The sequence below is a fragment of the Variovorax sp. AB1(2024) genome (genome assembly GCF_037482385.2).
Classification (GTDB): domain Bacteria; phylum Pseudomonadota; class Gammaproteobacteria; order Burkholderiales; family Burkholderiaceae_C; genus Variovorax.
On the sequence record NZ_JBBHKP020000001.1, the window covers coordinates 2,299,579 to 2,313,307 of the forward strand.

13 protein-coding genes and 1 tRNA gene are annotated in these 13,729 nt (G+C 66.7%); 9 read left to right on the top strand and 5 right to left on the bottom strand.

The window, feature by feature from the left end; translation table 11 throughout:
- Position 1 precedes the first annotated feature (1 nt).
- Genes WIX39_RS10730 through WIX39_RS10745 form a run of 4 tightly spaced genes read left to right on the top strand, consistent with a single transcriptional unit; the run spans position 2 to position 3,731 of the window.
- Positions 2-931 (top strand): branched-chain amino acid ABC transporter permease, encoded by a 930-nt coding sequence (locus tag WIX39_RS10730; protein WP_081265749.1) that lies wholly within the window; start codon positions 2-4, stop codon positions 929-931.
- 10 nt (positions 932-941) lie between these two features.
- Complete coding sequence (locus WIX39_RS10735) at positions 942-2,150, top strand: branched-chain amino acid ABC transporter permease (protein ID WP_106935458.1); 1,209 nt, start codon at positions 942-944, stop codon at positions 2,148-2,150.
- Positions 2,151-2,170: 20 nt separating this feature from the next.
- A complete protein-coding gene (locus WIX39_RS10740; RefSeq protein ID WP_081265853.1) occupies positions 2,171-2,950 on the top strand; it encodes an ABC transporter ATP-binding protein in 780 nt (259 codons plus the stop codon).
- A 16-nt stretch (positions 2,951-2,966) separates the two neighbouring features.
- Positions 2,967-3,731: an ABC transporter ATP-binding protein gene (locus WIX39_RS10745; RefSeq protein WP_081265852.1), complete on the top strand. Its 765-nt coding sequence runs from the start codon at positions 2,967-2,969 to the stop codon at positions 3,729-3,731.
- A 24-nt stretch (positions 3,732-3,755) separates the two neighbouring features.
- Here WIX39_RS10745 and WIX39_RS10750 read toward each other — a convergent pair whose 3' ends face one another.
- The gene (locus tag WIX39_RS10750; protein WP_409195026.1) at positions 3,756-4,733 is read right to left on the bottom strand and encodes a Bug family tripartite tricarboxylate transporter substrate binding protein; all 978 of its coding nucleotides are present in this window, start codon (positions 4,731-4,733) and stop codon (positions 3,756-3,758) included.
- Positions 4,734-4,749: 16 nt separating this feature from the next.
- Positions 4,750-5,814 (bottom strand): CDP-6-deoxy-delta-3,4-glucoseen reductase, encoded by a 1,065-nt coding sequence (locus WIX39_RS10755; protein ID WP_409195027.1) that lies wholly within the window; start codon positions 5,812-5,814, stop codon positions 4,750-4,752.
- A 76-nt stretch (positions 5,815-5,890) separates the two neighbouring features.
- On the opposite strand from WIX39_RS10755, the gene WIX39_RS10760 reads away from it, so the two are divergent.
- Positions 5,891-6,832, top strand: coding sequence for an SDR family oxidoreductase (locus tag WIX39_RS10760; RefSeq protein WP_081265753.1), 942 nt, complete (start codon positions 5,891-5,893; stop codon positions 6,830-6,832).
- Between the two features lie 122 nt (positions 6,833-6,954).
- Here the strand turns inward: WIX39_RS10760 and WIX39_RS10765 are convergent.
- A tRNA-Leu gene (locus WIX39_RS10765) sits at positions 6,955-7,039 on the bottom strand.
- 42 nt (positions 7,040-7,081) lie between these two features.
- Between WIX39_RS10765 and cysM the strand changes: the two genes are divergently transcribed.
- The 3 genes from cysM to WIX39_RS10780 all read left to right on the top strand — a co-directional run bounded on the left by cysM (position 7,082) and on the right by WIX39_RS10780 (position 8,849).
- Positions 7,082-7,984 carry a cysteine synthase CysM gene (gene cysM, locus WIX39_RS10770; protein WP_081265760.1) on the top strand — a complete coding sequence of 301 codons (903 nt, stop codon included), beginning with the start codon at positions 7,082-7,084 and terminating at the stop codon, positions 7,982-7,984.
- A gap of 63 nt (positions 7,985-8,047) precedes the next feature.
- On the top strand, positions 8,048-8,632 hold the full coding sequence (locus WIX39_RS10775; RefSeq protein ID WP_081265761.1) for an NUDIX domain-containing protein: 585 nt from the start codon (positions 8,048-8,050) through the stop codon (positions 8,630-8,632).
- Entirely contained in the window at positions 8,622-8,849 is a 228-nt protein-coding gene (locus WIX39_RS10780) for a sulfurtransferase TusA family protein (protein ID WP_106937528.1), read from the top strand. The genes WIX39_RS10775 and WIX39_RS10780 overlap by 11 nt, the downstream gene beginning before the upstream one ends.
- 57 nt (positions 8,850-8,906) lie before the next feature.
- Here the strand turns inward: WIX39_RS10780 and galU are convergent, their stop codons facing one another.
- Both galU and WIX39_RS10790 read right to left on the bottom strand, forming a co-directional pair.
- Positions 8,907-9,797 carry a UTP--glucose-1-phosphate uridylyltransferase GalU gene (gene galU, locus WIX39_RS10785; RefSeq protein ID WP_409195028.1) on the bottom strand — a complete coding sequence of 297 codons (891 nt, stop codon included), beginning with the start codon at positions 9,795-9,797 and terminating at the stop codon, positions 8,907-8,909.
- 118 nt (positions 9,798-9,915) lie between these two features.
- A complete protein-coding gene (locus WIX39_RS10790) occupies positions 9,916-12,795 on the bottom strand; it encodes a valine--tRNA ligase (RefSeq protein WP_409195029.1) in 2,880 nt (959 codons plus the stop codon).
- Positions 12,796-12,899: 104 nt separating this feature from the next.
- Between WIX39_RS10790 and yaaA the strand changes: the two genes are divergently transcribed.
- On the top strand, positions 12,900-13,685 hold the full coding sequence (gene yaaA, locus WIX39_RS10795; protein WP_409195030.1) for a peroxide stress protein YaaA: 786 nt from the start codon (positions 12,900-12,902) through the stop codon (positions 13,683-13,685).
- The last annotated feature ends 44 nt before the right edge of the window (positions 13,686-13,729 follow it).

Sequence of the window (13,729 nt, forward strand, 5' to 3'; positions counted from 1 at the left end):
TATGGACATTTTGCTGCAGCAGATCATCAACGGTCTGGTTCTCGGCAGCATGTATGCCTTGATAGCCTTGGGCTACACCATGGTGTACGGCATCATCAATCTGATCAACTTTGCGCACGGAGAAGTATTAATGGTGGGGGCTCTGACGAGCTGGACCATCATCGGCCTCATGAAGGACGGCATGCCCAACACACCGGGCTGGCTGGTTCTGCTCATTGCCCTGATCATTGCCTGCATCGTCGCGGCAACCCTCAATTTCGTGATCGAGAAAGTGGCCTACCGGCCGCTGCGCAACAGCCCCAAGCTCGCGCCGCTGATCACCGCCATCGGCATGTCGATCCTGCTGCAGACGCTGGCGATGATCATCTGGAAGCCGACCAACAAGGCCTATCCCAACCTGCTGCCGACCGACCCCATCCACGTGGGCGGCGCGGTGATCTCGCCCACGCAGGTGATGATCCTCAGCGTCACGGCGTTCTCGCTCGTGGTGCTCATGTGGCTGGTCAACTACACCAAGCTCGGCCGCGCGATGCGCGCCACCGCGGAGAACCCGCGCGTGGCCGCCCTCATGGGCATCCGCCCCGACATGGTCATCTCGGCCACCTTCATCATCGGCGCCGTGCTCGCGGCCATCGCGGGCGTGATGTACGCGTCGAACTACGGCATCGCGCAGCACGCGATGGGCTTCCTGCCCGGCCTCAAGGCCTTCACCGCGGCGGTGTTCGGCGGCATCGGCAACCTCGCGGGCGCGGTGGTCGGCGGCATCCTGCTGGGGCTCATCGAGGCCATCGGCTCGGGCTACATCGGCACCATCACCGGTGGCGTGCTGGGCAGCAACTACAGCGACATCTTCGCGTTCATCGTGCTGATCGTCATGCTCACCCTGCGTCCGTCGGGCCTGCTCGGCGAACGCGTGGCGGACCGTGCGTAAGGAGCGAGCCATGAAGAACAGCAAGAACCTCGCGCTCTACGTCATCGGCGCCATCGCCGTGCTCGCCCTGCCGCTGCTGCTGCAGATGCAGGGCAACGCATGGGTGCGCATCGCCGACATCGCTCTGCTCTACGTGCTGCTGGCACTGGGCCTGAACATCGTGGTCGGCTACGCCGGCCTGCTCGACCTGGGCTACGTGGCCTTCTTCGCGGTGGGCGCCTATCTCTTCGCGCTCATGGGCTCGTCTCACCTGACCGAGACCTTCCCGTGGTTCGCGCAGATGTTCCCGAACGGCATGCACACCTCGCTGCTGATCGTGATTCCGCTGGCGCTGGTGGTGGCCGCCGTGCTCGGCGTGCTGCTGGGCGCGCCCACGCTCAAGCTGCGCGGCGACTACCTCGCCATCGTCACGCTGGGCTTCGGCGAAATCATCCGCGTGTTCCTGAACAACCTGGACCAGCCTGTCAACATCACCAACGGGCCCAAGGGCATCACGGCCATCGACTCCATCAAGTTCTGGGGCCTCGACCTCGGCAAGGCATGGAAGTTCGACGGCTTCACGATCTCCTCGGTGTCGCTTTACTACTACCTGTTCCTGGCGCTCGTGGTCGCGACCGTGATCATCTCGCACCGCCTGCAGACCTCGCGCATCGGCCGCGCCTGGATGGCCATCCGCGAAGACGAGATCGCCGCCAAGGCCATGGGCATCAATACCCGCAACATGAAGCTGCTGGCCTTCGGCATGGGCGCGAGCTTCGGCGGCGTGTCGGGCGCGATGTTCGCGGCCTTCCAGGGCTTCGTGTCGCCCGAGTCCTTCAGCCTGATGGAGTCGGTGATGATCGTGGCGATGGTGGTGCTCGGCGGCATCGGGCATCTTCCCGGCGTGATCCTGGGCGCGGTGCTGCTGGCCGCGCTGCCCGAGGTGCTGCGCTACGTGGCCGGCCCGCTGCAGGCGGCCACCGACGGCCGCCTCGACGCATCCATCCTGCGCCAGCTGTTCATCGCGCTGGCCATGATCGTCATCATGCTGGTGCGCCCGCGCGGCCTGTGGCCGTCGCCGGAGCATGGCAAGTCCCTGACGAAGAAGGGCGGCGCCCCCGTCGACCCGACCCATGCGGCCGTGGCCCCGGGCTCGCTGCAGACCCATGCGCCGGGCATCGATACGCCCGCCGACGAGCTGCCCGGTGCGGCCTCGCGTCCCATGTCGATCAATCCGTGAACGCCGAAGGAGAAATCAACATGACGACGACCACGGACACCATCCTCGACGTACGCGGCATCTCCAAGCGCTTCGGCGGCTTGCAGGCGCTCTCGGACGTGGGCATCACCATCAAGCGCGGCCAGGTCTATGGGCTGATCGGCCCCAACGGCGCGGGCAAGACCACGTTCTTCAACGTGATCACCGGCCTGTACACGCCCGACAGCGGCACCTTCGAGCTCGCCGGCAAGCCCTACCAGCCGACGGCCGTGCACGAAGTGGCCAAGGCCGGCATTGCGCGCACCTTCCAGAACATCCGCCTCTTCGCCGAAATGACGGCGCTGGAGAACGTGATGGTCGGGCGCCACATCCGTACCCATTCGGGCGTGTTCGGCGCCATGCTGCGCACGGGCAGCTTCAAGGCCGAGGAGGCCGCCATCGCCAAGCGCGCGCAGGAGCTGCTCGACTACGTGGGCATCGGCAAGTTCGCCGACTACAAGGCGCGCACGCTGAGCTACGGCGACCAGCGCCGCCTGGAAATCGCGCGCGCCCTGGCCACCGATCCGCAGCTCATCGCGCTGGACGAGCCGGCCGCGGGCATGAACTCCACCGAGAAGGTGGCGCTGCGCGAGCTGATCGACCGCATCCGCCGCGACAACCGCACCATCCTCATCATCGAACACGACGTCAAGCTCATCATGGGCCTGTGCGACCGCGTCACCGTGCTGGACTACGGCAAGCAGATCGCCGAGGGAACGCCCTACGACGTGCAGAAGAACGAGAAGGTGATCGAGGCCTACCTCGGCACCGGAGGCCACTGAAATGACGACAGCAACGATGACGAGCGAACAAGACACCCTGGCCAGCGCCGCGCAGGCCAAGGCGGCCGGCAAGACGCTGCTGAAGGTCGGCGGCCTGAAGGTGGGCTACGGCGGCATCCAGGCCGTCAAGGGCGTGGACTTCGAGGTGCGCGAGGGAGAGCTGGTCTCGCTGATCGGCTCCAACGGCGCCGGCAAGACCACCACCATGAAGGCGATCACCGGCACGCTGCCGGCCGGGGCCGGCAACATCGAGTTCCTGGGCCGCAGCATCAAGGGCCGCGGCGCCTGGGACCTGGTGTCCGAGGGCCTGGTGATGGTGCCGGAAGGCCGTGGCGTGTTCACGCGCATGACCATCACCGAGAACCTGCAGATCGGCGCCTACATCCGCAAGGACAAGGCCGAGATCGCCAGCGACATGGAGCGCGTGTTCGTCACCTTCCCGCGCCTGCGCGAGCGCAAGGACCAGCTGGCCGGCACCATGTCCGGCGGCGAGCAGCAGATGCTGGCCATGGGCCGCGCGCTCATGGCGCGCCCCAAGGTGCTGCTGCTGGACGAACCGACCATGGGCCTGTCGCCGATCATGTGCGACAAGATCTTCGAGGTGGTGCAGACCGTGGCCTCGCAGGGCGTCACGATCCTGCTGGTGGAGCAGAACGCCAACCGCGCGCTGCAGCTGGCCGACCGCGGCTACGTGATGGAGTCGGGCCTGATCACCATGAGCGGCGAGGCCAAGGCCCTGCTGAGCGACCCGCGCGTGCGGGCCGCGTACCTGGGCGAATGAACAAGGGCCCCCGAGGGGGCGCCTTCAGTCGACCTTGGCGCCAGTCGCCTTGACCACGGCTTCGTACTTCGCCAGCTCGCTCTTCATGAACGCGCCGAACTGTTCCGGCGAGCTGGCCACCGGCTCCGCCAGCAGGCCGGCGAAGCGCGTCTTCGTTTCCGGCGCATTCAGCGCGGCGACGAACGCCTGATTCAGCTTCACGACCACGTCGTGCGGCGTGCCCGCAGGTGCCACCAGGCCCCACCACGTGTCGATGGAAAAGCCCTTGAGCGTGTCGGCGATGGGCGGTACCTCGGGCAGCGAGCTGCTGCGCTGCAGCGTCGTCACCGCAATCGCCTTCAGCTTGCCCGAGCGGATGTTCGGCGCGGCGGTGGCGAGGTTGTCGAAGTTGAAGTCGACCTGGCCCGAGATCAGCGCCAGCTGCGCCGGGCTGCCGCCGTTGTACGGAATGTGCACCGCGAAGATGCCCGCTTCCTTCTTGAACAGCTCGCCCGCCAGGTGCCCCGCGCTGCCGTTGCCGCCGCTGCCGTAGTTGAGCTTGGCGGGGTTGGCCTTGGCGTAGCGGATGAGGTCGGCCACGCTGTTAATGTTCAGGCGCTTCGCGGTGTCGGCGTTCATCACCAGCACGTTGGGCACGCGGACCATCTGGGTGATGGGCGCGAAGTCGGTCGCGGCGTTGAACGGGATCTTGTTGTAGAGCCACGGATTCACCGCGTTCGTGGCGGTGGCCGCGATGCCGATGGTCAGGCCGTCCGGCGGTGCCTTCGCCACGATGTCCGCGCCGATGTTGCCGCCCGCACCGGGCTTGTTGTCGATGATGACCGGGCCCAGCGTGTCCTTGACGCGTTCGGCCAGGATGCGCGCGGTGTTGTCGATCGGGCCGCCGGCCGCGTAGGGCACGACGAGGCGGATGGGGCGCTGCTGCTGCGCCATGGCCGTGCCGGTGCCCATCAGGGCGGTGGCACTTGCAAGGAGGGTGAGAAGGACGTGTCTCGTCTTCATGTTTCTTGTGTTGTCTTCAGGGAACGGCCTTGTCGGCCTCGGTGGTGAACGCGTCTGCAAAGAACTCTTCTTCGGGCAGCCCGGCCAGCGCCACGTAGTCGCGCTTGGCCGAATCCACCACGATGGGCGCGCCGCAGGCATAGACCTGGTGGCCCGACAGGTCGGCGAAGTCTTCCAGCACGGCCTGGTGGACGAAGCCGGTGCGGCCGGTCCAGTTGTCCTGCGGCGTGGCGTTGGAGATGACGGGCACGTAGCGCAGCTGGGGCATGTTGGGCATCTGCTCGCGCACCCAGGCGTCCATGTACAGTTCTTCGGGGCGGCGGCCGCCCCAGTAGAGCGACACGGGCCGCGAGATGCCCTTGAACTGCATGTGTTCCAGCAGCGCCTTGATGGGCGCGAAGCCGGTGCCCGAGGCCAGCAGGATGATCGGCTTGTCGGAGTCTTCGCGCAGGAAGAAGCTGCCGAAGGGGCCTTCGATGCGCAGGATTTCCTTTTCCTTCATAGAGCCGAACACGTGGTCGGTGAACTTGCCGCCCGGCAGGTGACGCAGGTGCAACTCGATGCCCGTGCCGGGCACGCCGACGGTGTGCGGCGCATTGGCCATCGAGTAGCTCCGGCGGGCGCCGTCGCGCAGGATGAATTCGACATACTGGCCCGCGTAGAACTGCAGCGGCTCGCCCGCCGGCAGCTGCAGGCGCAAGAGAATCACGTCGTGCGACTGGCGCGTGAGCCCCATCACCCGCACGGGCATCTTGCGGATCGGCAGCGCGCCGGCTTCCGTGACCTGGCGCGACTCGAGCACCACGTCGCTGGTGGCGTGGGCGCAGCAGGTCAGCACGAAGCCGGCCAGCTGTTCTTCGGCGCTCAGCGCCTTGCTCTGGTGGGAGCCGAGCGTGACCTCGCCCGAGAGCTTCTTGCATTTGCAGGAGCCGCAGGCGCCGTCCTTGCAGCCGTAGGGCAGGCCGATGCCTTGCCGGATGCCGGCCGCGAGGATGGTTTCATCGCCCTGCGCCACGAAATGGCGCCCGCTGGGCTCGACGGTGATGGAAAAGCCTGCCTCATGCGGCGCGGTAGCAGTCATCGGTATTCTTCGGGGGGTAATCTCCTGGGCGCTGCAAACAGCGCGGGAGCAACTGAATTGGGACAGGAACAGGATTTTGCCTTCAATCAATAGCCCCTCCGGCGCTCTGCCGGCGCGTTTCCGGCGCGAGCGCCTTCTCATCGTGGGCTGCGGCGACGTCGGCCAGCGTGTCGCGCGCGATCTTTCGGGCCGCATGCAACTGGTGGCGCTCACTTCCTCCAGGGACCGGGTGGCCGCCCTGCGGGCAGCCGGCGTGCGCCCGCTGGTGGGCAACCTGGACGACGCGGCCACCCTGCGCAGGCTGGCGGGCATCGCGACCCGGGTGCTGCACCTGGCGCCGCCTGCCCGCGACGGGGGCGCCGCCTGGTGGCGCGACCAGCGCACCACCGCGCTGGCTCGCGCGCTGCGGCTGCGCTCGGTGCCTTCGACCTTCGTCTACGGCTCTACCAGCGGCGTCTATGGCGACTGCGGCGGCGCACGCGTGAACGAAACCCGCGGGGTGCGGCCGGACACGCCCCGCTCGCACCGCCGCGTGGACGCCGAACGCGCCGTGCGATGGCTGGGCCGCAGTGCCGGCATCCGGGCCAGCATCCTGCGGATTCCCGGCATCTATGCGCCGGACCGCGAGAACGGCACGCCGCGCGCCCGCCTGCAGCGCGGCACCCCCGTGCTGCGGCACGAGGACGACGTCTACACCAACCATATCCACGCCGACGACCTGGCGCGAGCCTGCGAGGCCGCGCTGTTCCGCGGCAAGCCGCAGCGCATCGTGCATGCGTCGGACGACACCGAACTGAAGATGGGCGACTACATGGACCTGGCCGCCGACCTGTACGGCATGCCCCGCCCCCCGCGCGTGGCCCGCGGCGAGGCCGAGCGGCAGTTGCCGCTGCAGTTGCTGAGCTTCATGGGGGAATCGCGCCGGCTGGACAACACGCGGCTCAAGCGCGAACTGCGGGTGCGGCTGGCGCACCCGACGGTGCATACAGGCCTGATAGAGGCCAACGGGCAGTCGTAGTGGGAGAGGCCCATTCCAGGAACACCGAGGAACCGGCTTAGCCGGGCCTCAGGTGTTGCCCCCGGCAGGGGGAAGGCGAAGCGGACACGAAGTGCCGCGCAGCCTGGGGGCGAGCCAAAGTGTGGTGCCCGGGGCCGGAATCGAACCGGCACACCTTTCGGTGGGGGATTTTGAGTCCCCTGCGTCTACCAATTTCACCACCCGGGCAGGGTTCTGAACGAAGCCCAAAATTATGGCACAGTGGCTGCCATGAATTATCCGACGATCGAAGATGCCATCGGCAAGACCCCCCTGGTCGCCCTGCAACGCATCCATGCCGCAGAAAATGCCAAGCGTGGCAACGTGATTCTCGGCAAGCTGGAAGGCAACAATCCGGCAGGCTCGGTGAAAGACCGGCCGGCCCTCTCGATGATCAAGCGCGCCGAGGAGCGCGGTGAAATCAAGCCCGGCGACACGCTGATCGAAGCCACCTCCGGCAACACAGGCATCGCGCTGGCCATGGCCGCGGCCATCAAGGGTTACCGAATGGTGCTGATCATGCCGGAGGACCTCTCCGTCGAGCGTGCCCAGACCATGAAGGCTTTCGGCGCCGAACTGGTGCTCACGCCCAAGAGCGGCGGCATGGAATATGCGCGCGATCTCGCCGAGCAGATGGTCGCGCAGGGCAAGGGCCGGGTGCTCGACCAGTTCGCCAACCCCGACAACCCGCGCATCCACTATGAGACCACGGGCCCCGAGATCTGGGCCGACACCAAGGGCAAGGTCACCCACTTCGTGAGCGCGATGGGCACCACGGGCACCATCACCGGCGTTTCGCGCTTCCTGAAAGAGAAGAACCCCGCCATCCGCATCGTCGGCGCGCAACCGGCCGAAGGCTCGCGCATTCCGGGCATCCGCAAATGGCCGGCCGAATACATGCCGAAGATCTTCGATCCGAGCCGGGTCGACCAGGAAATCAGCGTGAGCCAGGACGACGCCGAAGAAATGTGCCGCCGCCTTGCGCGCGAAGAGGGCATCTTCGGCGGCATCTCGGCTGCCGGCGCGCTCTGGGCCGCACTCGAGGTGTCGAAGACGGTCGAGAACGCGACCATCGTGTTCGTGGTCTGCGACCGCGGCGACCGCTACCTCTCCACCGGCGTGTTCCCGGCCTGATCGTCTTCAGCCAACCCGCGTCCGCCTTGACCGAGGCGGCGCCATAAAAAGAAAAGAGACCCCATGCCCCATCCCAAGTTTTGCCAGGTCTGTGCCACGCCGCTCGAGTGGATCGCGCTGATGGAAGACGGCGGTCCCAAGGAGCGCCTGCGCTGCTCCAACTGCGGTCACACCCACTGGAACAACCCCACGCCCGTGCTCGCGGCCATCGTCGAGTACCGCGGCCAGGTGCTGCTGGCGCGCAATGCGGCATGGCCGGGCAAGATGTTCGCGCTGATCACCGGCTTCATGGAGGCCGGCGAGACGCCCGAGGAAGGCGTTGCGCGCGAGGTCAAGGAAGAAACCAACCTCGACGTCAGCGCCCTCAAGATCGTCGGCGCCTACGACTTCCAGCGCATGAACCAGGTCATCATCGCCTACCACGTGGTGGCCGACGGCGAGGTGAAGCTTTCGCCTGAACTGGTCGACTATCGCCTCTACGACCTGCCCGACCTGAAGTGCTGGCCGGCCGGCACCGGCTACGCGCTGGCCGACTGGCTGCGCACGCGCGGCCATGAGCCCGTGTTCTTCACCGCGGCGGAAAACGAAGAGCGCCGCCGAGGCCTGAACCTGCCGCCGGAACCCGAGGAGCGTGGAAGTGCAAGCTGACCGCGAGCTCGACACGCGCGGGCTGAACTGCCCGCTGCCCATCCTGAAGGCGAAGAAATCGCTCAACGAGATGACGAGCGGGCAGCTGCTGAAGGTGGTGTCGACCGACCCCGGGTCGATCCGCGACTTCCAGGCCTTCGCGCGCCAGACCGGCAACGAGCTGATGGAGCAGGAAACCGTCGGCACCGACTTCATCCACGTGCTCAAGCGCCGCTGAGGAAGCAAAAGAAAAGGGCCGCGAAAGCGGCCCTTTGCACAAGCGCGACGAGCGCTGTTACAGCTTCAGGCTCTTGAGGTATTCGCGGAACTCCGCGCCCACTTCAGGGTGGGCCAGCGCCAGCTCCACCGACGCCTGCAGGAAGCCTTCCTTGCTGCCGCAGTCGTAGCGGATGCCCTTGTACGAGTACGCGTACACCGATTCCTTCTTCATCAGCGCCGCGATGCCGTCGGTCAGCTGGATCTCGCCGCCCGCGCCCTTGGGCTGGTTGCGGATCTCGGCGAACACGCCTGGCGTCAGGATGTAGCGGCCGGCCACGCCCAGGCGCGAGGGCGCGTCTTCGGGCTTCGGCTTCTCGACCATGTGGCTGACCTTCACCAGGCCTTCCTCGATCGGGTCGCCGGCCACGATGCCGTAGCGCTTGACGTGCTCCAGCGGCACTTCCTGCACCGCCAGCAGCGAGCCGCCGAGGCGGGCGAAGGCCGCGGTCATTTGCGCCAGCACGGGTTCGCCGCCCTTGGGGCCGACCATCAGGTCGTCCGCCAGCAGCACGGCGAAGGGCTCGTTGCCCACCAGGTGCTCGGCGCACAGCACGGCATGGCCCAGGCCCAGCATGCGCGGCTGGCGCACGTAGGAGCAGGTCATGTCGTCGGGCATGACCGAGCGGGCGATGTTCAAAAGGGCGGTCTTGCCGCTGGCCTCGAGCTGGCTTTCGAGCTCGTAGGCGGTGTCGTAGTGGTCCTCGATGGCGCGCTTGTTGCGGCCGGTCACGAAGATCATGTCGCGGATGCCCGCGGCGTAGGCCTCTTCGACGGCGTACTGGATCAGCGGCTTGTCGACCACCGGCAGCATTTCCTTCGGCTGTGCCTTGGTGGCGGGCAGAAAGCGGGTGCCAAAGCCCGCAACGGGAAATACAGCCTTGCGGATACGTGTCGATGGTGTGGACATGGGCAGTTCGGCGTCGGTTCGTTGGAAGAAAGAAAGGGGGGGGGTCCCGGGAGTGGTCGCAGGAGCGGCAAGCAAGTGCCGAACCAGCATCCTAAACGCCCGGTATTTTGTCCGTCTGTCAGCCGAGGCGCACAAGCTGGTCGCGCAGGCGCTCCAGCGTGGCGGTGAAATCGGCCAGGCGCTTGCGCTCCTGCTCGATCACGGCCGGCGGCGCCTTGGCCACGAAGGCCTCGTTGCCGAGCTTGCCGTGCACCTTGGCGATCTCGCCCTCGATGCGAGCGATTTCCTTGCCGATGCGCAGCTTCTCGGCCGCCTTGTCGATTTCCATGTGCAGGCACAGGCGCGCGGCGCCAACCACCGCCACCGGCGCCGCTTCCGCGGCTGCCTGCCAGGAGGCCTCGTCGTCGAAGACCTTCACTTCCTTGAGCTTGGCCAGCGCCTGCAGCACGGGCGCCGCTTCGCGCAGGAAGGCAGCGCCCTCGGCGTCGTCGGCCACGGCGTACAGCGGCAGGCGCATCGCGGGCGACACGTTCATTTCGCCGCGCAGCGTGCGGCATGCGTCGACCAGGCTCTTCAGCCGCGCCACGTGAGCCTCGGCCGCCTCGTCGATCTTCTCCGGCTGGCTCTGCGGATACGCCGCCACCATGATCGACTCGCCCTCGCGCCCCGCGACCTTCGACACCTTCTGCCACAGTTCTTCCGTGATGAACGGAATCACCGGGTGCGCCAGGCGCAGCAGCGTTTCGAGCACGCGGATGAGCGTGCGGCGGGTGGCGCGCTTCTGCGCGTCGTCGCCGGTCTGGATCTGCACCTTGGCGATTTCGAGGTACCAGTCGCAGAACTCGTCCCAGGCGAACTGGTAGATCGTGTTGGCCACGTTGTCGAGGCGGTATTCCTCGAAGCCCTTGGTCACTTCGGCCTCGACGCGCTGCAGCTGCGACACGATCCAGTAGTCGGCGCGGCTGAACTTCAGGTAGCCGTGGGCCGGGCCGCCGACCTTGCAGTCTTCCTTGGTGTGCTCCAGCAGGCCGCAGTCCTGGCCTTCGCAGTTCATCAGCACGAAGCGCGTGGCGTTCCACAGTTTGTTGCAGAAGTTGCGATAGCCCTCGCAGCGCTTCGAGTCGAAGTTGATGCTGCGGCCCAGCGAGGCCAGCGACGCGAAGGTGAAGCGCAGCGCATCGGCGCCGAAGGCTGGAATGCCCTCCGGGAACTCCTTCTGCGTGTTCTTGCGCACCGTGGGCGCGGTCTCGGGCTTGCGCAGGCCCTGGCTGCGCTTGTCCAGCAGCTCGGGCAGCGCGATGCCGTCGATCAGGTCGACCGGGTCGAGCACGTTGCCCTCGGACTTGCTCATCTTCTTGCCCTGCGCGTCGCGCACCAGGCCGTGGATGTAGACGTCCTTGAACGGCACCTTGCCGGTGAAGTGCTTGGTCATCATGATCATCCGGGCGACCCAGAAGAAGATGATGTCGTAGCCCGTCACCAGCACGGTGGAGGGCAGGTACAGCTCCAGCTCCTTGGTCTTTTCGGGCCAGCCCAGCGAAGAGAAGGGCACCAGCGCCGACGAGTACCAGGTGTCCAGCACGTCCTCGTCGCGCGTCAGCTTCCTGCCGGGCGCCTTGGCCTGCGCGGCGGCTTCGTCCTCGGCCACGTACACGTTGCCTTCCTCGTCGTACCAGGCGGGAATCTGGTGGCCCCACCAGAGCTGGCGCGAGATGGTCCAGTCCTGGATGTTCTCCATCCAGTGGTTGTAGGTGTTGACCCAGTTCTCGGGCACGAAGCGCACCTCGCCCGACTTCACCACGTCGATGGCCTTCTGCGCGATCGACTGGCCGTCGGCGCCGGGGCGCGTCATGGCCACGTACCACTGGTCGGTGAGCATCGGCTCGACGATGGCGCCCGAGCGCGCGCAGCGCGGCACCATCAGCTTGTGCTTCTTCACCTCGACCAGCAGGCCCAGCGCGTCGAGGTCGGCCACCACGGCCTTGCGCGCCACGAAGCGGTCCATGCCGCGGTATTTTTCGGGCGCGTTGTCGTTGATGGTCGCGTCCAGCGTCAGCACGCCGATCATCTCGAGCTTGTGGCGCTGGCCGACCGCGTAGTCGTTGTAGTCATGGGCCGGCGTGACCTTGACCACGCCGGTGCCGAATTCCTTGTCCACGTAGTCGTCGGCAATGATCGGAATCAGCCGGCCCACCAGCGGCAGCTTCACGCGCTGGCCGATGAGATGCTTGTAGCGCTCGTCCTCGGGGTGGACCATCACGGCCGTGTCGCCGAGCATGGTCTCGGGCCGGGTGGTGGCCACGGTCAGCGCGCCGCTGCCGTCTTCCAGCGGGTACGACAGGTGCCAGAGGAAGCCGTCTTCCTCCTCGCTTTCGACCTCGAGGTCGCTCACCGACGTCTTGAGCACCGGGTCCCAGTTGCCCAGGCGCTTGCCGCGGTAGATGAGGCCTTCTTCGTACAGCTTCACGAAGGTGTGCATCACGACCTTCGACAGGTCGTCGTCCATCGTGAAGTACTCGCGGCTCCAGTCGACCGTGTCGCCCATGCGGCGCATCTGCTGCGTGATGGTGTTGCCCGACTTTTCCTTCCACTCCCACACGCGCGCCACGAAATTCTTGCGGCCGAGTTCGTGGCGGCTGATCTTCTGCTCCTGCAGCTGGCGCTCCACCACGATCTGCGTCGCGATGCCGGCATGGTCGGTGCCCGGCACCCACAGCGTGTTGGCGCCCTTCATGCGGTGGTAGCGCGTGAGGCTGTCCATGATCGTCTGGTTGAACGCATGGCCCATGTGCAGCGTGCCGGTCACGTTGGGCGGCGGCAGCTGGATCGCGAACGACTCGGCGCCTTCCCTGGGCTGCTGCGTGCCGCGGTAGCCCGCCTTGGCGTAGCCGCGCTTTTCCCATTCCGGGCCCCAGTGCGCCTCGATGGCGGCGGGTTCGAACGATTTCGACAGGCTGTCGAGGCCGGGTTGGGCGGGGGAGGTGGTGGGTTCGCTCATGGGGAATGCAAAACGGCACCCTCGGGTGCCGTCGTAACGAGGTGGGATTGCCGGTGATTTTACCGGCGCTGCCTCCGGTCACTTCGGCCACTCATAATTCCGGGATGCTGTTCCTGCTCTCCCCCGCGAAGTCGCTCGACTACGACACCCCGGTCCCCGCCGAAATCCCCGCCACCCAACCCCATTTCGAGTCCCCGCGCGGCCCCTCGGTCGAACTCATCAAGCTGCTGCGCGAGAAGTCGCCGCAGCAGATCTCCGAGCTGATGCACCTGTCGGACAAGCTCTCGGCGCTGAACGTGGCCCGCTACGAGGCCTGGTCGAGCAAGAGCACGCCCAGGAACGCCCGCCAGGCCGCCTTCGCCTTCGACGGCGACGTCTACGGCGGCCTGGACGCCCGCACGCTCACCCGGGCGCAGCTCGACTGGGCGCAGGACCACGTCTGCATCCTCAGCGGCCTCTACGGCCTGCTGCGCCCGCTCGACCTGCTGCAGCCCTACCGCCTCGAGATGGGCACCGCGCTGGCCAACCGCCACGGCAAGGATCTCTACGCCTTCTGGGGCTCGCGCATCGCCGAGCACCTGAACGAGCGGCTCGCGGCCGACCGCACGCCGGTGGTCGTCAACGTGGCCTCGCAGGAGTACTTCAAGTCGGTCGACAGGAAGGTGCTCAAGGCCCGTGTGGTCGAATGCGTGTTCGAGGAGTGGAAGGGCGACAGGTACAAGATCGTCAGCTTCTTCGCCAAGCGCGCCCGCGGCCTGCTGGCCCGATGGGCGGCGCAGCACAAGGCAGCGACGCCCAAGGCACTGGAAAAGTTCGACCTCGAGGGTTATGGTTTCGACGCTCAAGTGTCGACAGCCGAAAGGCTGGTGTTCAGGAGAAGGCTGGGATGACCCCCAGTCTTCGCGCACTTCGTGTCGCTTCCCCAACCCCCTTC